Annotated in this window: 23 protein-coding genes; 16 read left to right on the plus strand and 7 right to left on the minus strand. The window is 44.4% G+C overall.

Annotated features, from left to right (window positions below):
* The first annotated feature begins 32 nt into the window (after positions 1 to 32).
* From QOZ98_RS04270 to QOZ98_RS04290, 5 genes are all read left to right on the plus strand, one after another.
* On the plus strand, positions 33 to 845 hold the full coding sequence (locus QOZ98_RS04270) for a PAS domain-containing protein (protein WP_308786590.1): 813 nt from the start codon (positions 33 to 35) through the stop codon (positions 843 to 845).
* A gap of 63 nt (positions 846 to 908) precedes the next feature.
* A complete protein-coding gene (locus QOZ98_RS04275; RefSeq protein WP_142826878.1) occupies positions 909 to 1,328 on the plus strand; it encodes an organic hydroperoxide resistance protein in 420 nt (139 codons plus the stop codon).
* A 169-nt stretch (positions 1,329 to 1,497) separates the two neighbouring features.
* Positions 1,498 to 1,767 carry a hypothetical protein gene (locus QOZ98_RS04280; protein ID WP_308786268.1) on the plus strand — a complete coding sequence of 90 codons (270 nt, stop codon included), beginning with the start codon at positions 1,498 to 1,500 and terminating at the stop codon, positions 1,765 to 1,767.
* 43 nt (positions 1,768 to 1,810) lie between these two features.
* The gene (locus QOZ98_RS04285) at positions 1,811 to 2,629 is read left to right on the plus strand and encodes a manganese catalase family protein (protein ID WP_142826880.1); all 819 of its coding nucleotides are present in this window, start codon (positions 1,811 to 1,813) and stop codon (positions 2,627 to 2,629) included.
* 75 nt (positions 2,630 to 2,704) lie between these two features.
* Positions 2,705 to 3,400, plus strand: coding sequence for a YqjF family protein (locus QOZ98_RS04290; RefSeq protein ID WP_308786269.1), 696 nt, complete (start codon positions 2,705 to 2,707; stop codon positions 3,398 to 3,400).
* 64 nt (positions 3,401 to 3,464) lie between these two features.
* Here QOZ98_RS04290 and QOZ98_RS04295 read toward each other — a convergent pair whose 3' ends face one another.
* From QOZ98_RS04295 to QOZ98_RS04320, 6 genes are all read right to left on the minus strand, one after another.
* Complete coding sequence (locus QOZ98_RS04295; protein WP_308786270.1) at positions 3,465 to 3,857, minus strand: DUF2512 family protein; 393 nt, start codon at positions 3,855 to 3,857, stop codon at positions 3,465 to 3,467.
* A 132-nt stretch (positions 3,858 to 3,989) separates the two neighbouring features.
* A complete protein-coding gene (locus QOZ98_RS04300; protein ID WP_308786271.1) occupies positions 3,990 to 4,865 on the minus strand; it encodes an SDR family oxidoreductase in 876 nt (291 codons plus the stop codon).
* Between the two features lie 284 nt (positions 4,866 to 5,149).
* The gene (locus QOZ98_RS04305) at positions 5,150 to 5,800 is read right to left on the minus strand and encodes a superoxide dismutase family protein (protein WP_308786272.1); all 651 of its coding nucleotides are present in this window, start codon (positions 5,798 to 5,800) and stop codon (positions 5,150 to 5,152) included.
* A 100-nt stretch (positions 5,801 to 5,900) separates the two neighbouring features.
* The gene (locus QOZ98_RS04310) at positions 5,901 to 8,480 is read right to left on the minus strand and encodes a YfhO family protein (RefSeq protein WP_308786273.1); all 2,580 of its coding nucleotides are present in this window, start codon (positions 8,478 to 8,480) and stop codon (positions 5,901 to 5,903) included.
* Positions 8,481 to 8,500: 20 nt separating this feature from the next.
* The gene (locus QOZ98_RS04315) at positions 8,501 to 8,896 is read right to left on the minus strand and encodes a GtrA family protein (protein ID WP_308786274.1); all 396 of its coding nucleotides are present in this window, start codon (positions 8,894 to 8,896) and stop codon (positions 8,501 to 8,503) included.
* Positions 8,886 to 9,824: a glycosyltransferase family 2 protein gene (locus QOZ98_RS04320; RefSeq protein ID WP_308786275.1), complete on the minus strand. Its 939-nt coding sequence runs from the start codon at positions 9,822 to 9,824 to the stop codon at positions 8,886 to 8,888. Before QOZ98_RS04320 ends, QOZ98_RS04315 begins: the two co-directional genes overlap by 11 nt.
* A gap of 314 nt (positions 9,825 to 10,138) precedes the next feature.
* Between QOZ98_RS04320 and QOZ98_RS04325 the strand changes: the two genes are divergently transcribed.
* The 9 genes from QOZ98_RS04325 to QOZ98_RS04365 all read left to right on the plus strand — a co-directional run bounded on the left by QOZ98_RS04325 (position 10,139) and on the right by QOZ98_RS04365 (position 19,156).
* Positions 10,139 to 10,750, plus strand: coding sequence for a TerD family protein (locus tag QOZ98_RS04325; RefSeq protein ID WP_308786276.1), 612 nt, complete (start codon positions 10,139 to 10,141; stop codon positions 10,748 to 10,750).
* A gap of 15 nt (positions 10,751 to 10,765) precedes the next feature.
* Positions 10,766 to 11,344, plus strand: coding sequence for a TerD family protein (locus QOZ98_RS04330; RefSeq protein WP_308786277.1), 579 nt, complete (start codon positions 10,766 to 10,768; stop codon positions 11,342 to 11,344).
* 107 nt (positions 11,345 to 11,451) lie between these two features.
* Positions 11,452 to 12,597, plus strand: coding sequence for an HpcH/HpaI aldolase/citrate lyase family protein (locus QOZ98_RS04335; protein WP_308786278.1), 1,146 nt, complete (start codon positions 11,452 to 11,454; stop codon positions 12,595 to 12,597).
* Positions 12,530 to 13,897: a phosphoribosyltransferase family protein gene (locus QOZ98_RS04340; protein WP_308786279.1), complete on the plus strand. Its 1,368-nt coding sequence runs from the start codon at positions 12,530 to 12,532 to the stop codon at positions 13,895 to 13,897. The genes QOZ98_RS04335 and QOZ98_RS04340 overlap by 68 nt, the downstream gene beginning before the upstream one ends.
* The gene (locus QOZ98_RS04345) at positions 13,897 to 15,006 is read left to right on the plus strand and encodes a cysteine protease StiP family protein (RefSeq protein WP_308786280.1); all 1,110 of its coding nucleotides are present in this window, start codon (positions 13,897 to 13,899) and stop codon (positions 15,004 to 15,006) included. The genes QOZ98_RS04340 and QOZ98_RS04345 overlap by 1 nt, the downstream gene beginning before the upstream one ends.
* Positions 15,003 to 15,818 (plus strand): hypothetical protein, encoded by an 816-nt coding sequence (locus QOZ98_RS04350; RefSeq protein WP_308786281.1) that lies wholly within the window; start codon positions 15,003 to 15,005, stop codon positions 15,816 to 15,818. The genes QOZ98_RS04345 and QOZ98_RS04350 overlap by 4 nt, the downstream gene beginning before the upstream one ends.
* Positions 15,819 to 15,842: 24 nt before the next feature.
* Positions 15,843 to 17,456, plus strand: coding sequence for a YceG family protein (locus QOZ98_RS04355; protein ID WP_308786282.1), 1,614 nt, complete (start codon positions 15,843 to 15,845; stop codon positions 17,454 to 17,456).
* A gap of 20 nt (positions 17,457 to 17,476) precedes the next feature.
* Positions 17,477 to 18,559, plus strand: a complete 1,083-nt coding sequence (locus tag QOZ98_RS04360) for a toxic anion resistance protein (protein ID WP_308786283.1) — start codon at positions 17,477 to 17,479, stop codon at positions 18,557 to 18,559.
* Between the two features lie 18 nt (positions 18,560 to 18,577).
* Positions 18,578 to 19,156: a TerD family protein gene (locus QOZ98_RS04365; RefSeq protein ID WP_308786284.1), complete on the plus strand. Its 579-nt coding sequence runs from the start codon at positions 18,578 to 18,580 to the stop codon at positions 19,154 to 19,156.
* 79 nt (positions 19,157 to 19,235) lie between these two features.
* On the opposite strand, the gene QOZ98_RS04370 is transcribed toward QOZ98_RS04365, so the two are convergent.
* A complete protein-coding gene (locus tag QOZ98_RS04370; RefSeq protein WP_308786285.1) occupies positions 19,236 to 20,468 on the minus strand; it encodes a Zn-dependent hydrolase in 1,233 nt (410 codons plus the stop codon).
* A gap of 134 nt (positions 20,469 to 20,602) precedes the next feature.
* Between QOZ98_RS04370 and QOZ98_RS04375 the strand changes: the two genes are divergently transcribed.
* Positions 20,603 to 21,769: a M20 metallopeptidase family protein gene (locus QOZ98_RS04375; protein WP_308786286.1), complete on the plus strand. Its 1,167-nt coding sequence runs from the start codon at positions 20,603 to 20,605 to the stop codon at positions 21,767 to 21,769.
* A gap of 126 nt (positions 21,770 to 21,895) precedes the next feature.
* Positions 21,896 to 23,425 carry an AbgT family transporter gene (locus QOZ98_RS04380; protein WP_308786287.1) on the plus strand — a complete coding sequence of 510 codons (1,530 nt, stop codon included), beginning with the start codon at positions 21,896 to 21,898 and terminating at the stop codon, positions 23,423 to 23,425.
* Positions 23,426 to 23,463: the final 38 nt, after the last annotated feature.

The following is a 23,463-nucleotide window of genomic DNA, read 5'->3' on the forward strand; positions in this document are numbered from 1 at the left end:
TGCTACATTTATTAAATGAAATGAAAGACGAGGTGTGCCGCTTGAAAGAGTTAACCCAAAAAACACAAGTAACCTTACTTGAAGCTATGATTGATGGCAGTAAAGTAGGAACGATTGTTACCGATCCGTCACAGAAAGATAATCCCATTATCTACACAAACAAAACCTTTATTGATATGACTGGATATACACAGCAAGAAGTGATTGGGCGCAATTGCCGTTTTTTGCAAGGACCCGATACGGCGAAAGAAGATATTGGGAAAATGAAAAAAGCTATTGCCAACGAAGAAAAAATCATGCTGACTTTATTGAATTATCGCAAGGATGGCTCTCCTTTTTGGAATCGGCTGGCTATTGAACCAGTCCGTATAGAAGACAAGCTGTATTTTATTGGAACCCAAACAGACATTACACTGGAGCGCGCTCAGCAACAAGCGATTATGGCGAATGAAAGTGAAATTGAAAAACTGATGCTGCCTATTTTGTCCGTGCAAGAAAATGTAGCGACGGTAGCACTGGTGGGTACGATGAATTTTCAGCGCTTTGAAACTTTGAAAGTGAAAATTTGTGAATATGTCCAGGAACATCGCATCGAGCATGCCATTATTGATATTACAGGGCTGTCATGGAATGAAAAATCACCGCTCTACTGGTTTACGCAAATTTACGATGCACTTCGGATTATGGGAAGCAAGCTTTATGTAACGGGTATTTCACCTGCTGCCGCCCAGCAATTTGCCAATGATTTAGAACGTGACAGCCGGTTGACCACTTTTTCAACAATTGAGAAAGCATTGAATTTTATCACACTCCAATCAGGCGGAAAGAACATATCAGTTGACTAAGGAATAAGAGAAGAGTTAAGTTTTACCTGTTCCCAAATACAAATCAGGAAAGAGGTTGGAAAAATGTCAGCATTATTTACAACAACAGTCACAGCCACTGGCGGCCGTGAGGGCAGAGTTATTTCCGAAGACAATGTATTGGATCTTCAATTGGTTTCGCCAAAAGAATTGGGCGGTCCCGGAGGAGAAGGTACAAATCCTGAACAATTATTTGCGGCAGGCTATTCTGCTTGCTTTGATGGAGCATTAAACCTAATCATTAAAAGAGAAAAAGCGGAAGTTTCCAGTACATCCATCAAAGCAGATGTCCATTTCCTAAAAGATGAAGCCGATGGCGGATTCAAAATTGGTGTCACTTTGAACGCTCATTTAGAGGGCGTCGATGAAGCGACTGCAAAAGATCTTGTCGAAAAAGCACATGCATTCTGCCCGTATTCTAAAGCAACAAGAGGCAATGTTGAAGTGGAATTGAAAATAGTTTAAGAACTTTCAAAAAGCCGGAAAGCGAAATCTTTCCGGCTTTTTCTTATGGATTAAAACTAAAATAGAAAACCTAAAGAGAGGCTGGAAAATACAAAATATGGTTTTAAAAACATAGTGTTGGGTAAAAAGAGAGTGCAGAGTTATGACAAAGTTTGAGGAGGATGGAGGAATGGGTAAAGAGGAAAACGAGCAGCAGAATTCTGAGAAACTCAAATCTGCTTCGGCGAATTCGAGTAACAAGGAGACACACTTCAATGTAGGCGGTAACGATTCCGATTACGACGGCGGGCACCCTGAAGATGCTTCAGTTCAAAACCGCAAGCCTGATGAAATGCAGCAAGAGGATTCAACCAATGATTCCTATAACTCAGGCGGAAATGACTCTGATTACGACGGCGGGCATCCAGAAGATGTCCATCCGAAGAACAAAGGCAAGTAGGCTCCAAAGATAAAAAACTAAAATCAAACAGGAGGTTTTATTTATGTTTTTTCACACAGGAGAACTTCAATACCACGCTAAGCCGGATGCTCCAGATCCAGTATTCGCAAAACAAGTTCAGGAATTGATTGGCGGGCAATTCGGTGAAATGTCAGTTGCCATGCAATACTTATTCCAAGGATGGAGCACAAGAGGAAACGAAAAATATAGAGATTTACTGATGGATACAGGAACGCAGGAGTTGGGGCATATTGAAATGCTGGCAACTATGGTAGCAAGGCTCCTTGAGGGGGCACCTGTTTACGAGCAGGAAAAAGCTGCAAGCGATCCGATTGTTGGAGCAATTATGGGCGGCATGAATCCGCAGCACGCCATCGTTCATGGATTGGGAGCATCACCAAAAGACAGCAACGGCGTCCCTTGGAACGCGGGTTACATCGTAGCAAGCGGAAACTTACTGGCTGATTTCCGTGCCAACGTCAATGCAGAATCACAGGGCCGTTTGCAGGTAGCCCGCCTTTACAGCATGACAGACGATAAAGGCGTAAAAGATCTGTTTTCATTCCTATTGGCGCGCGACACGATGCACCAGAATCAGTGGCTCGCTGCTATAAAAGAACTGGAAGCAAAAGAAGGCCCAATCGTGCCTGGAACACTTCCGCCTGAGTGGGAAGCAACCGAATACTCTCATATCCTTTACACAAATTCCGAAAGCAGCAAAGAGTTGAAGTGGATGAATGAGCCTGCACCTGATGGCCATAAATTTACATTTGGCAAGCCTGAACCGCTCAGCGTGAAACCTGAACTAAAACCAGCGCCGCCAGAAGCACACAATTCATTGCCTGAAGATAAATTGAAATAAAAATTGAGGCTGTCCTGAAGTCATGAAAATTGGCTTTCAGGACAGTCTTTTTTTATTGAGAAAGGAGAGAAAGAAATGGCTACGAAGCCTTGGCTTATGAAGCAGGAATGGAAGGACGTTGTTTTTTTGCATTGGCCTGTCAAAGTAGAATGGCTATGCCAATTTGTACCCGAAGAGTTAGAAATCGATTTGTATGGCAATCAGGCATGGCTGGGTGTAGTCTGTTTTCAGGCAAAATCAACACGCCCTCGGCTACTTCCGCCTGTTCCGGGAGCACATTCTTTTCTGGAACTGAATGTTAGAACATACGTGAAGTATGGAAAACGGAGAGGCGTTTATTTTTTTAGCTTGGACGCAAACAATCGGCTTGTAGTTAAAGCCGCTTCACAGGGAGGATTTCTGCCTTATTGCTATGCTGATATGAGCATGGCAAAAAGGGTGGAAAGATGGTGTTTTTCCAGCAGGCGAATCGAATCGGGACGGTTCCCTGAATCTTTCTGCATGACCTACAAGCCTTGTTCTGATTCAATTGAGCCAAGCCGATTAGAACGGTGGCTGACGGAACGTTATTGTTTGTGGACAAAACCAAAAGATCAACTTTACCGGGTGGATATTACCCATTTGCCCTGGAGGCTGTATTATCTGAAAGGACAGATCTATCAAAATACCATGGCTTCCTATCTACCGTTTTCTTTGCATCATTATCGGCCAATGGCCCATTATTCAAAATTACAGAAAGTAAGATTTTATGCACCAGTGAAAGAGCATTAGGAAGAAGATTCAAAAACCAAAAAAAAAGAAGCCGAGGCCACGGCCTTGGCTTCTTTGCTTAGCATTATTTCTGATTAGGCTCCTGTTTTAATGTGTGGGAAGTTTCCTTATGCGCCCAGACACGTTTTGTCAAATAGATATGGAAAAACCATTCTCCGGCAGCAATGAGCACTGCTGTGTATAGCGCTGACATTATAAGCGAGAAATCGGGATTTTCAATAAACCACAATCCACCGAGCCAGACAATGAGAAATACAAGGACAAAATCGCCTCCGGTCGCCACTTTATTAGATGTTTTCGGATAAATGACCAGATCTCCGACAAATCCGATTACAGCAACGAGTAAACTTAGAATGAAGATGTCAAAAATCCCCACTCCATAAACAAGCCCAAGAATGATAAACACTACTGAGAATACCATGGCGAACTTGATGAGTAAGGCCTCTAAATACTTCAAGTATTTCACCTCCTTAATAATCGTCAGCTTTTACTTTTCGTATACCCAGTAATAGCTCTTCAATTCCAAAAACCTATAAAAAAGTTCAAGAAAATAAAAAAACAGACCCGAGCTTGCCGGGTCTGCCGATGGTCAGGAACTGATGAAATCTCCGCCGTTTATATGAATCGCCTGTCCTGTCACATAAGTCGAATCTTTCGAAGCTAAATATACGTAGGCAGGTGCCACTTCAGATGGCTGACCGCGCCGCTCCATTGGTGTTTCTCCACCATGTTTGCCGACTTTTTCAGCTCCGAAAGTCGCTGGAATTAGAGGTGTCCAGATAGGGCCCGGTGCAACGGAATTTACACGAATTCCCTGCTCCGCGATATTGGCTGATAAGGAGCGGGTAAAGCTTGTAATGGCTCCTTTGGTTGATGAATAATCGATCAACTCAGGCGAACCGCGATACGCTGTAACGGATGATGTGTTAATAATGCTGTCTCCTTTTTGGAGATGCGGCAGGGCCGCCTGCGTCAAATAGAACATACTAAAGATATTGGTCGAAAAAGTTTCCATCAACTGATCGGGGCTAATCGCCAAAAAGTCATCCTGAGGAAATTGTTTTCCAGCATTATTGACCAAAATATTCAATTGACCGAATTCAGAAATGACATCCACTACCAGCTGATTGCAATTTTCTACATCGCTGATATCTGTGGCGAATTTTGCGCCTTTGACGCCATAGCCTTCAATCGCTTTTATTGTTTTTTCAGCATCTTCGTGTTCGTCCAAATAAGCAATGGCAATATGGGCACCTTCTTTAGCGTAAGCCACTGCTACTGCACGGCCAATTCCGCTGTCGCCGCCTGTAATAAGGGCAACTTTCCCTTCCAGTTTCCCGGAGCCTTTATAGTCTTTATCATCATAAATCGGTTCAGGGCTCATTTGCTCTTCTGAACCGGGTTGTTGTGACTGTTCCTGTGGATCTACCTGTTCATCGATTTCTTCAAATTTATCTTTAGCCATACTGAATCCTCCTTAGAAAGTAAGTAACTTCATGGTTCTTATTCCCGTTGGCGTTTCACTTAAACACAACTATATGGGTTGAACCAATAATCTTTCACAGCAGAACAGTTGTACCTGCCGTGAGGAAATGCCAAGCCTCCTCAGTCGCTCTGTTTCCTGCTGAGTCTCTGCAGTTTTGCTTCATATCAAAATGATTCTGCTCTGGTCTCAGAAAAGCAAAAAACGGACACGCCTGAATGGAAAAGGCATCTCCGTTTTTATAAGAAAGCTGTTTTAGAAAATGATCAGGATTCACCCGTGACAACTCCACAAGCAATCCGATCACCGGATTCTCCAGATGGGTCGGTAGTTTGATCATCTTCACTCTCATGAATGACCAGCGCCGTACCGCCTTCTTTAAGCAAGGAGTTTTCTTCGCCGATTGCGAGCGTCACATTTTCAGCTGTAAACTCCTGTGTGGCCGTGCCGTCATCGTTTACTTCTATATTCGGCAAATCTCCAGCGTGCGGCCCGTCGGGGTTGTCCATGCCATGCATGGTGTCTGTTGGGTTAAAATGAGCACCGGCAGATTCAAAGTCTGGAGCTTCACACATGCCCGCTTCATGAAAATGGATGCCATGCATGCCTTCCTCCAAGTTTTCAACTTCGAGTACAACGCCGACTCCAGCGTCTTCCTGGGACAATTCTGCCGTCCCGATCGCATCTCCGTCACTGTTCATTATCTCCACAGTCAGCATCAAAATTTCTTCGCCACTGTCTTCAGACTCTTCGTCTGTCTCATCTCCCAGCTGGGGCAAGTCATCTCCATCATCTTCCGGTTCCTGCTCTGTTGCCCCATCTGATTCTGTTGGCGGATCTTCTGCACTTTCATTTCCGCAGGCAGCCAAAACCAATAAAAACGCCAGTATGAAAATAAGCAAAAGCCAACGCTTCATCCGAACTCCTCCCTCGTAATCGTGTTATTCTACATTACACTTATCCATTGCATAATAAACACAATTTTCTGGAATCGATTCTTTTGTAGCAGAAGAAACTTTAAGCTCTTCTCCTGTAAAAGATAAACAACAATCCAAGTATTGCTGAGAGAACACTGATGATAAGCGATAATTTATAAAAAGGCGGTCGATAAATCAAGGAAATATTATTGTTTCCTGCCTCCAAAGGAAGGGCGACAAAACCGTAATCTGCTTTCAGCACTTCTGTTTCTTGTCCATTTACATAAGCCCGCCACCCTTGTTCATAGGGCATCGACAGCTTCAAGTATTCATCATTTTCAGCATTGTCGTAATCAAGACTTACTTTGCTGCCATCGATTAGCAGGTCGCTGGATCTATCCGGCTTTTCGGCCTGTTCCAATAAGTTTCCGTAATCCTCTGAATAAAGGTCGATTCCAGATAATTCATAAGTCCCTTCAGGAAGGAGGATATCAATTTGTCCGTCAGCGGGAACACGGATGGTGAGATCATCGACAAATGTCTTATAGACGGATTGATTGGATTTTCTGGTCGTTTCATAGCCGTTGACTTGAAGGGCAAAGCCTTCATCGGCTGCCATGCTTTCCAAATGGAAAGAGACGAACAAGTCAGCATTGTCTTCGACCGGAGTATCCAAATTTAAAGTTAAACCGCCCAATCTGTCGGTAACCTCAAGGAGGCTGCCATCATAGTTTGAATTTACTTCAGCAATTTCATAACCAACTGTAATGTCATCACTTGGGGCCAAGCTTTCACCGTCTTGAGCCTGATCGAGCACAATGCCCTCTAACATTGCCTGCTCACGCATGATTACAGGCATTTCGGCTAATTGCTGTTCCTGATAAACCGCAGAAGTGGAACGTGCAAACGGCAACACATATTCATTTTCATAGACAGTGTAGTTTTCTGAGGTGTGAATTTCTGTAAAGCCGAATGGAATATCGTGGTCCCCGTTTGGACGGATAAGGTATTTTCCTTGAAGCATGCTGTACAAATTGGCGCGATTGCCCAAAGTCGCATAACGGCTTACGCTTTCACGTTCCATATCGATTTCAAGGTCGTATAGGTAAAAGAACAGTAAATTTTTATTCAAGATGCTGGAATAGGCACTCAAACCCTGGAAATCCTGTACGATCGGTGTATTATTGCGGACGCCTTCCATCCATTCAATTCGATAAGGCCCACCGGTTTCCTTGGCATGAATAAGCTCCAGAAGCTCTTCAATTTCGGGATCGTCATATTCGGCACCGGTTATCAACTCTTCATTGACCTGCGCAATATCGCCGTCTTCGAGAATTTTTTCCAATTGATAAAGGTTGACGAACAGCAAAGCCCATGCAAACAGGAAAACCATCAGCAATCCTTTGAACACAGTTTTTTTGAATCGGGCATACAAAAACAACAGCAGGACCGTTAGTAGCAGGCTACCGATTGCGAACAGCGAGGCCTGCGAATCGATCGCAAAATCTTCATCCCAGGATGCATACAATGCAAAACAAAAAACTGCAAAAACTGATGCAACCAACAAACGCCGAACTGTGAACTTGGGCAATTGGTCGAAAGCTGCAGCAACAGCCCCTCCAATCACCAGGGATAAAAAATATTCCCATCGGTATTGTGGAGCTGAAAAGCCATTAAAGGCGCTGCCGACCAATGGGCTATGGTGCATGATGATCCCGGCGATTCCGAGCAGCGCGAACAGACGAAACGTTTTGTTGCGATACAAAAAGAAACAAAATAACAGCAGGATAAAAATTGCCGGCAACACGATAAAGCGGCTGTCGAATAAAATGTTGTCCGTTACATCAACCCATGGGATTTCCTGCTGAAAGGCTGGCCGGTGATTGTTCAAATATGCATATACAGCAGGAATAAAGGAAATCGCACTGATGCCGGCTCCGATAAGGCCGGCAATTACAAAACTCATAAATGCTTTTTTTCTGTCCTGTTCATCTGATTGAAGCGGAATGAACAAGCGGAAAAGAATATAAAGAGTAGTCAATAAAAAATTGATATAAGCAAAATAGAAGTTGTCAATCATCGAGACAGCGACAGCCGCCAAAAACCAGCCTGGTTTTTGTTCACGGAAGATTTTTTCAACACCAAACAGGAGAATCGGCAGCCATAAAAAAGCATCCGCAAAAAATTCCCAATACGTGACATGGCGGAAGTACATACCTGAGATGCCATAGAGGGAAGCGCCCAGCAAGGCTGCCGGCTTGGAAATCTTCATATACATAAACAGGCGCGTCGTGATGAACAAGATGGCAGCCAGACGGATGATGCTTATAAAGACCGCGGCATTTGCCCAAAACAGCACATCTGTTGTCTGAACAATGTTTATGGCCTTGAGTATGGACACGATCACCACTGACACGAGGAACACAATAGAGGTAGAAAAATAATAAGACAGTTCACTGAACGTGCCTGCCCCCAAACCAAAATCAAACGAGTAGAAAAATTCTCCGCGAGTGTATTGCTCAAATAGAAGATGCTTGAAAGGCATCATTTGGGAAAGGCCGTCATTAATGCCGACCATGAAATGGCCGCGTGACCATTGATAAAGAAAAACAGCGTGGCCAATTGCCGAAAGGAGCACACTGATGATTCCCAGAAGAAGAACAGGGCGTAGTTTGTGCATAGAGTCACCGTCTTTTTTGCTTATTTTGGATGAGCCGTATCCTTAAGAATCTTCCCGGATACGACAAAGGTTACGGGAATCGTAAACAATACTGCCGCAAAAGGTGCGATATTGCTGTTGAACTGCAAAAATTCAACGAAAATGAAAATCAGGGCTGTGGAGACAGATATATTAACGACCTGAGTCAAAGGGAAATACAAGTATTTTTTAAAAGTTGGCCTGATGCGATACGTCACATAGCAGTTCAAGAAAAAAGAAATGTTCAAACTGATCAGAAAGCCAATTACATGCGCCAACAGGTAAGGCCAGGAAAAGACATTGTGGAGCAGCAAGTAAATGCTGTAGTAGCTTAAGGTATTGACTACACCTACAAAAACAAAACGGGTAAACTCCGTGTTCAAAGCTTTAATGTTCATCGTATTCATCCACATTGCTGATATCTACCAGAAAATGCGGCCGCTGCTTGGTTTCGTTGTAGATGCGTCCGATATATTCGCCAATAACGCCGAGGCTGATCAATTGAATGCCTCCGAGTAAAAGGATTGCCGTAATTGTCGTAAAGTAGCCCGGGGCTCCGACGCCTTCCCGCATAATGTTATAGAGAGTGAAGAAAATGTAGATGAGAGACAGAAATAGGACTAGGAAGCCTGTGTAAAAACAAATGCGCAAAGGCTTCATGTTAAAAGAAATGATGCCGTCAATGCCATAATTGACCAGACTGTTGAACGACCATTTTGAATCGCCGTCAGTTCGCAAAACATTTTCGTAGTTGATCGTTTTTTTGCTGAGGCCAATCCAAGAGAACAGCCCTTTGGAAAAACGGTTGCTTTCACTCAATGCCAGAATCGCATTGATGGCTTTTCGGCTTAACAGCCGGAAATCGCCTTCGCCGTCCTGCAAATCTACATCGGTAATGGAGTTGATCAGTTTGTAGTAGAGAGAAGAAAACAAGGAACGTACTTTAGAGTCTCCGGTGCGGGAACGTCTGGCAACAACTTGGTTAAAGCCTTCCTCGTAGCCCTCAACCATTTCCCCGATCAAGGTGGGCGGATGCTGCAGGTCGCTGTCCATAACAATGGCAGCGTCGCCTTTGATGCGTTTCAAACCGGCAAGCATTGCAGATTCTTTTCCAAAGTTTCGGGTCAACGAAATATATTTTACGCTGTCATGTGCTGCTGCCAGCTTTAAAATTTCCTGGAGTGTGCCGTCGCTGCTGCCATCATTAATGAACATAATTTCATATTGATATGGAAGCGAATCAAGTTCCTGCACCAACCTGTCGTACATGGAAGCAATGTTTGCTTCTTCGTTATAAGCCGGAACAACGATAGAGATAAGCTTCATTTTTTTTTCCCCTTTCGAGCTGTTGATAAAAAGTCTCCTAAAGCTTGTATTACCCGAGCCATTTAAGAAGTATGCCTTGCGAAAATGAAACTTCCTAGCATTACATACGTATTAGTATACGACAGGTGTTTTAAGAAAACATATGTCTGAAAATTCAGCTTGAAATGATTGCCTGTGAAACGTCCAGCCAGCTGAGCTGTATGGCCAGGGTCTGGAATCTGCAAGTCTTTTGCCAGGCTTTATTCGTTGAATTTTACATGTTGGACCGATACCATTAAAATAGAATACATACTGATGAATGGAGAGTGTTAAGAATGGCGATCAATCTCGTAAAAGGTCAGAAAATCGATTTAACAAAAGGACGTTCATCTCTTTCAAGCATAATGGTTGGTTTGGGCTGGGACCCAGTCCAAACTAAAAAAAGTGGAGGCTTTCTAAGCGGCCTACTGGGCGGAGGCGGCGGTGCTGATGTTGACTGTGACGCATCCGTATTGCTGCTTGACGAAAACGGCAAGTTGACAGCAAAAGAAAACCTTATTTATTTTGGCAATAAGAAAAGCAAAGATGGCAGTGTTGTCCACTCAGGCGACAACTTGACTGGTGAAGGCGAAGGCGACGATGAAACGATCAATATCGACTTGAAGCGAATCTCGCCGTCTGTACATCGTTTGGTCTTCGTGGTAAACATTTATAACGCGAAACAAAAGAAACAGGATTTTGGCATGATTGAAAATGCATTTATCCGCTTGGTCGACAATCAGTCGAAAGAAGAACTTGTCCATTACAATCTTACGGACAACTATGCAGGCAAAATGTCGCTGATTCCTGGTGAACTTTACCGCCAAGGCGCTGAATGGAAATTTTCTGCAATCGGTGAAGGCGCATCAGAACCTGATATCGGATCTATCGCAAACAAATATTCTTAAGGAGTGAAGTAGAAAATGGCAATTAACTTATCAAAAGGACAAAAAGTAGATTTAACGAAAACCAATCCGGGTTTATCCAAAGTAATCGTAGGTTTGGGATGGGATACCAATAAATATGACGGAGGCCAGGATTTCGATTTGGATTCCTCAGTCTTCCTTCTAAACGCTGAAGGCAAAACGGCTTCAGAAGCTGATTTTATCTTTTATAACAACACAACAGGTGCTGCCGGAGCGGTAGAACACACTGGTGATAACAAAACAGGTGAAGGGGATGGCGATGACGAGCAGGTTAACGTTAACCTATTCGCTATTCCAGCTTCAATCGAAAAAGCGACTTTTGCTATCACAATCCATGATGCGGAAGGGCGCAGCCAAAACTTTGGGCAGGTAAGCAATTCATATGTCCGCATCGTTAATGGTGACACAAATGAAGAATTGATCCGCTATGATTTAGGGGAAGATTTTTCAATTGAAACTGCGGTTGTCGTGGGTGAATTATACCGCCACGGGTCAGAGTGGAAATTTAATGCCATTGGCAGCGGTTATCAAGGCGGCTTAGAGTCTCTTGTAAAAGACTTTGGCTTAAACAGCTGAGTAAACGATGGAAAAGCAAGGAGACTTTCTCCTTGCTTTTTCTCCATTCATATATGAAATGATAATTTGAACGGGCTGTAGCAGCAGCATGCCGGGAGGGACCACGCATGAGACATTTTAGCGGATTGACAGATTCTGATTTAAAAACTTTTTTTAAATATTACCCGGCAGAATTTAACCGTGATACGGAACGGGAAACCTTAGGTCTGGCATTAGGTGCAGCACTTTACACACCTGGATCCAGAGTGGATTTTGCACAAAAAATCGTAAGTGGAGATTACAGCAGCGGTGCATTTTCTGGCCTGACTACTTTAATTGTCTGCCTCGAAGATGCGGTAGCCGATACAGAGTTGGAACAAGCGGAACAAAACGTAATAGGCGAGTTTAAAAAGCTGGCAAAGGCGAATACACAGCAATTGGCAGCCGGCCCAGCCCTATTTTTGCGGATTCGGACGCCTGAACAGTTAGAAAAATTGATCAAACAGGCGGGCCATGCATTAAGTGTATTGACTGGCATCGTTTTCCCAAAATGTTTGCCTGCCACATTGCCGTTGTTTTTCGAAGCGCTGGACCGTGCCAGTGAAGCGGCCGGCAGAGGGCTTTACGCACTGCCTTTGCTCGAAACAAAAGAAGTGCTGTACAGTGAATCCCGTGAACAGACTTTAGCTGAATTGCACGGAATCATGAAATCGGAAGCCTATCGGGTGTTAACTGTTCGCGTAGGCGCAACGGATTTTTCCAGTCTTTACGGCTTGCGGCGTCCTGCGGAACGGACAATTTATGATGTCCATATCATCCGTGATTGCCTGACTTCAATCTTGAACCGCTTTAACCGTGCAGAAGACGGCTTTACCGTTTCGGGTCCTGTATATGAACATTTTTCGGGTGGGGAACGATTATGGCTTTCTTCGAAACCGGAGCAAACCCTGTGGGAAGAAGTCCAACTGGACGTACTCAATGGTTTTAAAGGAAAAACCTGTATCCATCCGTCTCAAATCTCAATCGTCAATGCCGGCCATATCGTATCGCTTGAAACTTTTGAAGATGCTAAATTGATCCTCAATCAGAGCGGCAAACGAAACGGCGTCCTGCAAAGTCCTAAACGAAATAAAATGAACGAAGTAAAACCGCATTTGAGCTGGGCAAAAAAAATTGCCGCTCAAGCGGAAGTCTATGGGGTGCTGAATGAAAACTATCAACAAATCGATGTCCTCAACCACATCCGGGCCAACCAGCTTTCAAATCAATACTAAGCTATGGGATAACCTTGATATTAATATTTTAGTAGAAAATGCTTATTCTGGGCTTTCTCCAGAATCGCTTTTTTCCGTAGCTCTGCGCATCAATAAAAAGCGCCAGTTTTTATTCGTCAGCAATCTAATTGCCAAACATCTGGCTGTTCGTCCCTCTGCGGCTCTGGGAACAGGGACATTGTTAGCTTCCTTGCTGATGGAGGAGTCTGGTTTGGAAGGGTATCCTGATGGACATTCTCTTGTTGAAATGATTGAAACGGGAAAAATAGACAAGGAGAAAACCATCAAATCGCTGCAATTTAAAAAAGCGATGCCTCAACAAACAGTTTTCATTGGCATGGCGGAAACCGCAACCGGCCTTGGGCATTCGGTTTTTCAGCATTTTGAGAATGCGGCTTATATCCACACAACTCGTGAAGAAATTGTTGGCACCACCCCGTCTTTTGTTTTTGAAGAAGAACATTCCCACGCAACATCCCATAAGGTTTATGCGCCTTCGGGTATGCTTGAACAGGCAGAAACCATCGTTTTGATCGACGATGAAATTTCAACAGGCAACACTTTGCTGAATCTGGTTTGTGCGCTGGATGATCAATTTCCCGGGAAGAACTATGCTTCTCTGTCCATCCTGGATTGGCGAAACGACAACCAGAAAGAAAAATTTGAAAAAATGGCAAACGACCGAAATATCCGTCTGAATATTCTGTCCTTAATGGCCGGCCAATTTGAGTTAGTTCACAGCAAAGCACCGGAAGAACATGACTTGATGCCATTGGACAGTTCTGGATCGAGACTTCCGGATATCGAATTGCCAGGGAAGAAATTGGCTGTCGGTTCGGAGACCGGACAACAGTACATATCTTATACAGGGCGCTTTGGCATAACCAGCAGGGAGCATGACGAAATAGGCGATTGGGCAGAAACTGCCGCAAAATTGGTTGCACAGAAAAGCGATAAAGCGCTGGTCATAGGTGTAGGAGAAAATATGTACTTGCCTTTGCGTTTCGCCTTAGCGCTAGAAGGAAATCCGGTTGTACAGACCACCACACGCAGTCCGATTTTCGCTTCACAAACAACCGGCTATCCTATCAAGGAAAAAGCCAAATTTGAGCTGCCGGATGCAGAAGGGATCAGCCAGTTTATCTACAATCTGAATGAATTGGACATTGACCAAATTTACCTTCTTGCTGAATCTGTCATTGAGCCATCCGAATGGCAGCCTCTGCTTGCGTATCTGGAGAAAAAAGCGCCCGTAGAATGGGTTTCCCTGACCGCCACCAAAAGGAGTGAAAAGATCTAATGATAGCAGCAGATTTAGTGAAAACGAGTTATCCCAAAGAAGATATCACGTTCCTATTGAAAGATGTCAGTGATGCATTTGTTGAAAGCACGTTGGAGGAACGGGAAAAAGCGGTTCAAACTGGCGCACATTACGCAGAACGGCTGCCGATGGAATACCGTCCTTCTGATGAATACACAAATCTTTATCACGAAACGGTAAAAAAAACCAAGCAGCAATTAAGCTATCTGGTAGGGCTGGTTACACGCCGGATTTTCATGAATGCAGGAACAGATGATGTTATCCTCGTATCATTGGCACGTGCCGGCAGCCCAATTGGCATTCTGATTCGCCGCTACGCGCAGCAAATGATGAATATGGACTGGCCGCATTACAGTGTCTCTATTTTGCGCGATAAAGGAATAGATGAGAAAGCGATCGATTCAATTCGCGCAGCGCATCCCGCAAGCCGCATCCAATTTGTGGACGGCTGGACCGGCAAAGGGGCTATTCAAAAGGAATTGACCAAATCGGTCAACAACCTCAATGAAGAAAAAGCTATGAACCTGTATGACGATATGGCAGTGTTGGCTGACCCGGGTGCCTGCGCGGTATTATTCGGGACGCGTGAAGATTTCCTTATTCCAAGCGCTTGCCTGAATGCAACCGTCTCAGGACTGGTGAGCCGCACGATTCTCAACGAGTTGTATATCGGCAAAGATGATTTCCACGGAGCGAAGTTTTACGGTGAGTTGCTCGAAGAAGATTTATCGAATGATTTTGTCGATCAAATTACTGAATGCTTTGCCGAGACACGCGATAGAGTCGAGAAGGACGCTGTCTCCACTCCGGTGACTGCCGAAAGAACCTGGCAGGGGATGGCAGAGGTCGAAGCGATCGGCCAGCAGATGTACAGTGAAACGGACTACCACTTGATCAAACCGGGTGTTGGAGAAACGACACGTGTCCTGCTTCGCAGAAGCCCGTGGAAAGTTTTGGTCAACAGCTTGGACAATCCGGATGTCCATCATATTTTGATGCTGGCAAAAGAAAAAGAGGTGCCGGTTGAAGTGGTTCCTGATTTGTTTTATCGTGCAATCGGCTTGATCCGATCGGGTAAAGAAATATGACAGTTCTATTCGCCAGCGATCTGGATCAGACGTTAATTTATTCCCGCAATTCAATGGGTATGGAAGTGACCGAGGACGAACTGATCGAAGTAGAGCGCTACGAGGGCAAGCCTTTGTCATTCATGACTAAAAAAAGCCAATCAAAGTTATGGAATATCAATGAATCCGCATTCTTTTTACCGGTCACTACACGTACACAGGCCCAATATGAGCGAGTGACAGGGATTTTTGAAGGAAGCCAGTCGCCGCGCTTTGCAGTCATATCCAACGGAGCGGTCATTTTGGAAAATGGTCAGCCGATTAAAGAGTGGTCGGATGGGATTCGCCAGCAATGCGTCAGCCGAAAAACTATTATTCGGGAGCTGCTGCCGGAAATTGAACGCCATTTCTCGGAAGACTGGGTGCTGAAAGTACGAGAGGCAGATGATTGGTTCGTCTACCTGATCGTTGACCGTGCCCGTTTTCCTGAGGATAAGCTTGATTTTTACACGACCACTTTCAAAAAGCTCGGATGGGGCATGTCCCTGCAAGGCCGAAAACTTTATTTTATGCCGGAAAGCATTACGAAAGCAGCTGCTATGGAGTATGTCAAAGAACGCTTAGGAGCAAGTTATGTATTTGCTGCCGGAGATTCGTTGCTGGATCTCGATTTATTGGAAAGCGCCGATTACAGCATGCTTGCTTCCCATGGCGAAGCGGTAAGAAGTGCAGTTCCGGTTTCCGAGCACATTCACCAAACTCAGAAGCACGGCATTAAAGCAGGAGAAGAAATCTTGGCCCGTGTTGCCGAGATTTCATTGCAGCGCAAGTAAGCAACAAAGCAAGGAGAGATTCCGATGGTTCAATTGCATCCGATCCCCGCAAAAACCTGGGATCCGGAAAAGATCGGGGAGTGGCTGAAAAAACCGATTGTGGATCACAGCGAAACCAAAATTGAAGAAAATCAGATTACGTATCCACAGCTGCTTGGACAGGTGAAGGGTATGACCCTGGACGGCGATGAGTATTTTGCTGCCATCTATGATGTTATCGAGGCAGCGGAAGGACGATTAATTCGGCTTTCCGATAAGATGAACAAGCATATTGAGCAGGACCGCCTGCGGACATTGCAGGATTTGTTCGAAATGAACAAAAAAGAAAAAGGGTTGTCGCCAAACCGAATGGTGGCGTTTCTCGATGGCAAAGGGCTGCTGCCAAGGTTAAAAGATTCGGATATGAACAGGCGCCTCCGGGTAGTGCTGATTGATATCCTGAAAGCTTTTCAGGAACAATCAGGAGGAAATACCACCCATTCTTCTTTCAAACGTGTCACGACAGACTTGGTCAAGTGGATGTTCAATCACTTAGAACCTGAAATTGAAAAATTATCATTGGAAAAAGGGTTGCCAGGCTTCTTGTGGTACGGCAGCGCTTCAGAAAGCGAAACCTGGTTTTTGAAGTTGGCAGCAGCTTTTGGCTTCCACGTTATCGTCTATGATCCTAAAGGAGACGGCTGGTTTGAGCAGGCAATTGGAAAAGAAGGGCTGCACAGCCACAGTTTCCAAGTAAATGCTCCATCACTCTTGCCTTTTCCGGAAGAAAAGCCGAAACGCGTTGGAACGGTCGCTTACCGTGCAACCCAGGAAGTGGATCGTTTGCTGCACCACGATGATTCCGGGCTTTATAAGCCTTTCCAATTCAAATCCTATTTGACCCACTCGGTACGCCTCAAAACCACTATGGATGAAGCGTTCATGCTTGCCAAAGAGCGTGCAATGGTTCGGCCATCATTTTCGGTTGCGAGTGGAAGCGTCAACATTCCAGTTGTTTTCTCGAAGCTTATGGGCATCGAGAAAGACCGCCGGCGCTTTTGGGAGAATGTCCACAATTTGACTGAGCGTGAAGATACGAAATTGATCCGAAGCTTCCCCTTTATCGATGAGCGAAAAGGCAATCAGCAATTCCATTACCGCGCCGCTCTTGGAAGGGATGGACGTCTGGATCCGGAAAAAATGAAAGCTGCACATTGGTGGAGATACAATAAATTGCCGGATGGCGTCCAGACTGCGATAGCAGCAGCGATTGCCAGACATGTAGAAAAGCCGATTCTGTTGCCTCAAAACAGCGAGTCAATTGAAGATTTGCAGCTCTATGCTTTTTCACAATCCATGTCGCTGCCGGATTCAGTAATCCAATTGATCCAGTTATTCGATTACCCGCAGTTTGTACCGACAATGCTGTTTTATAACGAAGAAAAAGACGGCGAATTGAGCCGTGCAGATGCCAATATGATCGCCTTGATCCACATATTCGGACTTGATGTTATCATCATCAACCCACAAGGGCATCAGGACATCGAGCGCTGGGTAGATTCTGAATCATTTGATACACACTGGCTGGATGAACGAAGCTTTAACGAGCCTTACCGCGAACCTTCAGTGGTAAAAAAGATATTTAAAAAATGGCTGTAGCCAAAAAGGAGTGAAAACGGATGACCAATATGCCAGATCAAATTGAACAGCAGGAATTGGTGATGAAAGATGAAAATCAATTAAAGGTTCAGTTGAAAAAAGATCCTGAAGTTCTTCAGTTGGCTGCTAAAATTGATCCGAAAAACCAAATTGCTTTATTGGAATTCGGCCGTGAGCCTGCCAATGAAATTTCCGCTTTTACAGGGAAAGTTTTGAATTCTGTCCAAGCAAACAGCATGGAGGAATCCAGTGAGTTGCTGAAGCAGCTCGGCAAAATCATGGATAAGTTCGATAAGAAAGATTTTGTTGAAAAGAAAGGCTTCCTAAGTAAAATTTTCAACAAGGGCAATAAAGTGATCGAGCAATTATTTAACAAATATCAGACCATGGGAAGTGAAATCGATAAAGTTTACGTCGAAATCACAAAGTATGAAGGCGAAATGAAAAAGTCAACAACGACGCTGGAAGAACTGTATAACCAAAACTTCAATTATTTTATGGAGTTGGAAAAGTACATCGCAGCAGGTGATATTAAAGTAGAGGAATTAAAAGCCAAGGAGCCGGATGTCCGGGCAAAAGCAGAATCGGGCGATCAAATGGCACTAATGGAATTGAATTCCCTGCAAAATGCTATTGAGCTTCTTGAGCAGCGCGTCTACGATCTTGAAATGGCAAAGCAGGTTTCTTATCAGTCGGCTCCTCAAATCCGCATGCTGCAGCGCGGGAATACAAAGCTGATTGGGAAAATCAATTCAGCTTTCGTTACGACTATTCCGATTTTTAAAACCGGCTTGATCAATGCCATCGCGGCGAAACGCCAAAATCTGGTGGCTGAATCGATGAGCGAATTGGATCGCCGTACCAATGAAATGCTATTGAACAATGCCAACGACATTTCACGCCAAAGCGTTGATATTGCCAGAATGTCAGGCCAACCGAGCATCAAGATTGAAACCATTGAGCAAACATGGGAGACTATTATGCAGGGGATGAACGACACGCGCGAGATTGAGCAGGAAAATCGCAAAATGCGTGAAGAGGGACGTCTCCGCATCGAAGAACTGCAGAAGAAATACGAAGACACGCAACGTAAAGCGAATTAATCGGAGGAGGAAATCAATATGTCAACAATCAACCTTTCAAAAGGACAGAAAATCGACTTAACGAAAACAAATCCGGGCCTAACAAAAGTGGTCGTCGGTTTAGGCTGGGATACCAATAAATACAGCGGTGGCGGAGATTTCGACTTAGATGCATCAGTATTCCTTGTAGGAGAAAACGGCAAGTCACGCGGACCGGAAGATTTTATCTTTTACAACAACCTTGTAGGGGCTAATGGTTCAGTTACCCATACAGGCGATAATTTAACAGGCGAAGGGGAAGGCGATGATGAGCAAGTGATTGTCGATCTGCCAAACGTTCCTGCTGATGTCCATAAAATCAGTTTCACGGTAACAATCCACGAAGCAGAAAGCCGCGGCCAAAATTTCGGCCAAGTTTCAAATGCGTTTATCCGCATTGTAAATGAAAGTTCAAACGAAGAGTTGATCCGCTACGATCTGGGAGAAGATTTCTCGATTGAAACGGCTTTAGTGGTTGGTGAATTATACCGCCACGGCAGTGAATGGAAATTTAACGCCATTGGCAGCGGCTACCAAGGCGGTCTTGCAGCATTAGTAAATGACTATGGCTTAGGTTGATCACAATTCAAAAACCGTTTATCAGTTTATAAACTGATAAACGGTTTTTTTATGGTTAAGAAACGATAGAACAGCTATTTTACAATATTTGATCGGCTTTCAACAAACCGTTCAAAAGGAGATTGGCACTCTTTTCGATGTCTTCAGGGATACTCAATTCTTTTGGACTATGGCTGATGCCGTTGATGCTTTTAACAAATATCATCACTGAGGGGGTCATTTGCGCCAGGTTCATGGCATCATGCCCTGCCATGCTCGGCAAGATTGTATAAGGAATACCAGATTCAGCCGCTGCCTCTTCTAATATGCCTATAAGCTGTCTGTCAAAATCGCATTCCTGTGTATTATAGCTGTTGGCTACCGCCATTTTGACGCCATGCCTGTTTTTAATCGCCTGAAATGCCTCATGAATTTGCTGAACAAGGCTTTCCCGTTCTTTTTTATTGGCTGATCTTACCTCAAGAGTAAATTCGACACGCCCGGGGATAATATTGGCTGCATTCGGAAACACGTCAAACTTCCCCACAGTGGCGACCGTATCGCTATTGAGGGCAAGCGTGAGCTTCTGGACTTCTGCCACCATTTCACCTGCTGCAGCTAGTGCATCTTTCCGGCTCTTCATGACAGTAGTACCGGAATGGTTCTGCTGTCCTTCTATTGTTACAAGATCGCGGTAAATGCCGACAATGCTGTCGACAATTCCAACGGATAGCTTTTCGTTCTCCAGCTTGCTTCCTTGCTCAATATGGAGTTCGAAATAAGCGGCCATTGCCCCTTTTTCTTCTTCATCCATCAGGGAAAGATCGCCACCGGCTTTTTCGATTGCCGTTGCCAAAGTTCTTCCTGTCCTGTCTGATGCCGCCAGTAATTCCTGGGAGACGAGCTTGCCGCTTATCGCACGGCTTCCCATGGTCGAAAAGTTAAATTCATTGGCTTCTTCTGCGGTGAAAGAGACGATTTGAAGTGGATGAGCCAATGTAATATGATGATCAATTAAAGTCTGAACAACTTCTTTTGCAGCCAAGACACCCAGAGCCCCATCGTATTTTCCGCCGTTTGGTACAGTATCCAGGTGAGACCCAATTACCAGAGGAACATCTTTTTCCCCAGAGCCGGGTAAAGTTCCCCAGATATTGGCGATTGAGTCTACTGAGACGCTCATGCCTAACGCTTTTAATTCCTGAGTGAAAAGATTGCGCACTTCATAATCTGCGGCCGAAAAACTGGGGCGATTTACACCGCCGTTTTTATCCTTTCCATATGTAGCATAAGCTTCAATGTTTGCCATCAGACGGTCTATGTTAATTTCCATTTATACACATCCCTTCATGTGAATTTATCCTTCAATAGTAACATAATTATCATTAAATTATGAATACTCGACACAGCTTTTTTTATCTATGATATCCTCGAAAAGAGAAATAAAAACAGAAAGGATGAAAAGCGATGGCAATTATCGACCAAGTAAAAGAAATCAGGAGAGCTCTGCATCAAAATCCGGAACTGGGTGGAGAGGAATGGGAGACTTCAAAACGCATACAGGAAGAGCTGCAGAAAGCGGGAATTCCATTTAAAACCGGGTTTGCCAAAACGGGAGTTCTTGGTGTAATTGAGGGCAACAGTGAAGGTGGAACAGTAGCATTGCGCGCGGATATTGATGCACTTCCGATTTTGGAAAAGTCAGCTGTCGACTTTAAATCCAAAGTGGATGGCAAAATGCACGCTTGCGGCCATGACGCGCATACGTCGATGCTCCTAGGAACAGCTTTTAAACTGCAGGAAATGAAAGAGCAGCTGCCAGGACGTGTCCTGCTGGTTTTTCAGCCGAATGAAGAAGCATCGCCAATCGGCGGAGCGAGACCGATGATGGAAGATGGTCTCTTTGATGAATTCAAGCCGGATGTCATTTTTGGCCAGCATGTTTGGCCGGATCTGCCTGTCGGCCAGATTGGCATACGCGACAAGGAAATGATGGGCGCTTCTGATACATTGTCTTTCACAATAAAAGGTGCAGGTGGGCATGCCAGCATGCCGCATCAAGGAAAAGATGCCATCGTCGTGACCGCTGAGTTCATCTCATCGCTGCAGTCGATTGTCAGCCGCAATGTAAACCCATTGGAATCTGCCGTCATTACCATTGGCACAATCAATGGGGGCTACCGCTACAACGTGATAGCGGATCAAGTAGTTTTAAAAGGGACTGTTCGCACATACAGCCAGAAAGCCAAAGACACCGTAAAACGCCGTCTGGAAAACTTGGTGAAAGGCTTTGAAATCGCTTACGAAGTGCAAATTGATTTTGAATATGTGGACGGCTATGGCGCCACTATCAACACTCCAGAATGGGCAGAGTTGGTGAGGGGCAGTGCAGCGCAATTGCTGGGAGAAGCCGCTTTGCCAGAGGTGGATCCATCTATGGCAGGAGAGGATTTCTCCCGGTTTCTAGAGAACATTCCCGGAGCTTTCTATTGGCTCGGCTGTTCAAAAGAGGATGAGAAAGCTCCGAAACCCCTTCACGATCCAGAATTCTTTTTTGACGAATCTGCTTTAGAAGTAGGAATCGAAACCATGGTGAAAGTGACAGTCGATGCATTGAAAAAGTTGGAAGGATAATTTTGGTAAACACGTATAAATATAAAAAGAAGTGAATTAATTATCGGAATCGCTTGATTATTTGCAGTTTTTTTGCCTATAATATTAAAAAAGTTAAGATTTTAAAGAAGTTGAGGGGGGCGTATTATGAAGAAGCCGGAACAGAACGGAGAAAAGAAAGGGATTTTTATCCGTTTCCTGAATGTCGTAGAAAAACTCGGGAACAAATTGCCAGATCCGTTTATGATATTTGTGTATTTGGCACTCGGAGTAATAGTTGCGTCATTTATCTTTAGTTTATTCGATGCTGCTGTTGTCCATCCAGGTACTGGCGAAACTTTGGCCATTCAAAACTTGTTATCAGGTTTAGGACTGCAGTATATCGTAACTTCCATGCTGGAGAATTTTACAGGTTTTGCACCGTTGGGAACCGTTTTGGCAATCATGTTAGGAATTGGATTAGCTGAGAAAGTGGGATTACTGGAAGTTGTTATCCGTAAAACTATTTTAAAAGCACCTGCTTCACTCGTTACATATGCGATAGCTTTCGTAGGAATCATGGGGAATATTGCATCCGATGCGGCACAAATTCTCATACCGCCCCTCGCTGCAATGGTCTTTTATAAAATTGGCCGTCATCCGCTGGCCGGATTGGCTGTCGGTTTTGCCAGTGCCGGAGCTGGATTTACAGCGAATTTACTGATTGTTGGGACAGACGCATTGCTGTCAGGAATTTCGACAGAAGCTGCTGCGATTCTTAATGATCAAATCATCGTTACGCCAGCCGATAACTGGTACTTTAATATTGTTTCTGTTTTTGTATTGACCGTAGTTGCTGCTCTAGTAACTGAAAAAATTATCGAACCAAAGCTTGGAAAGTATGAAGGCGATAAAATAATTGATGTTAGCGCAGAAGAAAATCCGAAAGCCAACAAAGGGCTGCGGAATGCCGGATTGGCGGCACTGGCGTATCTCACAATTATCGTCGTACTGATTGCATGGCCTGGCTCAAGTTTGCGCAATGAAGAAGGCGGATTGATACCCTCTCCGTTCTTGACCGGGATTGTTCCATTTATCTTGGGACTTTTTCTGGTGCTTGGAGTTGCCTATGGAAAAACGACGGGTGCAATCAAAACTTCACGTGATGCTGTAGGCTTTATGGGCGAATCCATTAAGGATATGTCAGGATTTATCGTGTTGATTTTTGCCGCATCCCAGTTTATTGCTTACTTTACGTGGACGAATATTGGAACGTGGATTGCAGTGAATGGCGCTGAGTTGCTGACTGAGATCAATTTCACCGGTATATATCTTATTATCGGATACATCCTTTTTACATCTATGCTGAACTTCCTGATTTCTTCAGGGTCTGCAAAATGGGCTCTGGAAGCACCGGTTTTTGTGCCGCTATTTATGCAATTGGGTTATCATCCGGCTTTCACACAAATGGCTTATCGGATCGGGGATTCTTCGACAAATATAGTGACTCCTTTAAATCCATATTTCATCGTGGTACTGTCTTTTGTAAGGGAATACGATAAAAAAGCGGGAATGGGAACATTGATTTCATTGATGATTCCATATACTTTATCCTTCCTGCTTGTTTGGATCATCATGTTCTTGATTTTCTTCTACGCTGGGTGGCAGTTCGGACCAGGAATTACGCCTTATTTATAAAAACGATTTGCTCATTGATGGTTTTTACACCCATCAAT

This window comes from Planomicrobium stackebrandtii, from assembly GCF_030814955.1.
GTDB classification, from domain to species: domain Bacteria; phylum Bacillota; class Bacilli; order Bacillales_A; family Planococcaceae; genus Planococcus; species Planococcus stackebrandtii.

Bases quoted from the DNA above. Each gene is read 5' to 3' on its own strand.
- QOZ98_RS04365 (WP_308786284.1), top strand. From the start codon at position 18,578: ATGTCAACAATCAACCTTTCAAAAGGACAGAAAATCGACTTAACGAAA.
- QOZ98_RS04335 (WP_308786278.1), top strand. From the start codon at position 11,452: ATGAGACATTTTAGCGGATTGACAGATTCTGATTTAAAAACTTTTTTT.
- QOZ98_RS04320 (WP_308786275.1), bottom strand. From the start codon at position 9,824: ATGAAGCTTATCTCTATCGTTGTTCCGGCTTATAACGAAGAAGCAAAC.
- QOZ98_RS04375 (WP_308786286.1), top strand. From the start codon at position 20,603: ATGGCAATTATCGACCAAGTAAAAGAAATCAGGAGAGCTCTGCATCAA.
- QOZ98_RS04330 (WP_308786277.1), top strand. From the start codon at position 10,766: ATGGCAATTAACTTATCAAAAGGACAAAAAGTAGATTTAACGAAAACC.
- QOZ98_RS04370 (WP_308786285.1), bottom strand. From the start codon at position 20,468: ATGGAAATTAACATAGACCGTCTGATGGCAAACATTGAAGCTTATGCT.
- QOZ98_RS04325 (WP_308786276.1), top strand. From the start codon at position 10,139: ATGGCGATCAATCTCGTAAAAGGTCAGAAAATCGATTTAACAAAAGGA.
- QOZ98_RS04350 (WP_308786281.1), top strand. From the start codon at position 15,003: ATGACAGTTCTATTCGCCAGCGATCTGGATCAGACGTTAATTTATTCC.
- QOZ98_RS04355 (WP_308786282.1), top strand. From the start codon at position 15,843: ATGGTTCAATTGCATCCGATCCCCGCAAAAACCTGGGATCCGGAAAAG.
- QOZ98_RS04290 (WP_308786269.1), top strand. From the start codon at position 2,705: ATGGCTACGAAGCCTTGGCTTATGAAGCAGGAATGGAAGGACGTTGTT.
- QOZ98_RS04310 (WP_308786273.1), bottom strand. From the start codon at position 8,480: ATGCACAAACTACGCCCTGTTCTTCTTCTGGGAATCATCAGTGTGCTC.
- QOZ98_RS04340 (WP_308786279.1), top strand. From the start codon at position 12,530: ATGAAAACTATCAACAAATCGATGTCCTCAACCACATCCGGGCCAACC.
- QOZ98_RS04360 (WP_308786283.1), top strand. From the start codon at position 17,477: ATGACCAATATGCCAGATCAAATTGAACAGCAGGAATTGGTGATGAAA.
- QOZ98_RS04275 (WP_142826878.1), top strand. From the start codon at position 909: ATGTCAGCATTATTTACAACAACAGTCACAGCCACTGGCGGCCGTGAG.
- QOZ98_RS04315 (WP_308786274.1), bottom strand. From the start codon at position 8,896: ATGAACATTAAAGCTTTGAACACGGAGTTTACCCGTTTTGTTTTTGTA.
- QOZ98_RS04380 (WP_308786287.1), top strand. From the start codon at position 21,896: ATGAAGAAGCCGGAACAGAACGGAGAAAAGAAAGGGATTTTTATCCGT.
- QOZ98_RS04305 (WP_308786272.1), bottom strand. From the start codon at position 5,800: ATGAAGCGTTGGCTTTTGCTTATTTTCATACTGGCGTTTTTATTGGTT.
- QOZ98_RS04300 (WP_308786271.1), bottom strand. From the start codon at position 4,865: ATGGCTAAAGATAAATTTGAAGAAATCGATGAACAGGTAGATCCACAG.
- QOZ98_RS04285 (WP_142826880.1), top strand. From the start codon at position 1,811: ATGTTTTTTCACACAGGAGAACTTCAATACCACGCTAAGCCGGATGCT.
- QOZ98_RS04280 (WP_308786268.1), top strand. From the start codon at position 1,498: ATGGGTAAAGAGGAAAACGAGCAGCAGAATTCTGAGAAACTCAAATCT.
- QOZ98_RS04345 (WP_308786280.1), top strand. From the start codon at position 13,897: ATGATAGCAGCAGATTTAGTGAAAACGAGTTATCCCAAAGAAGATATC.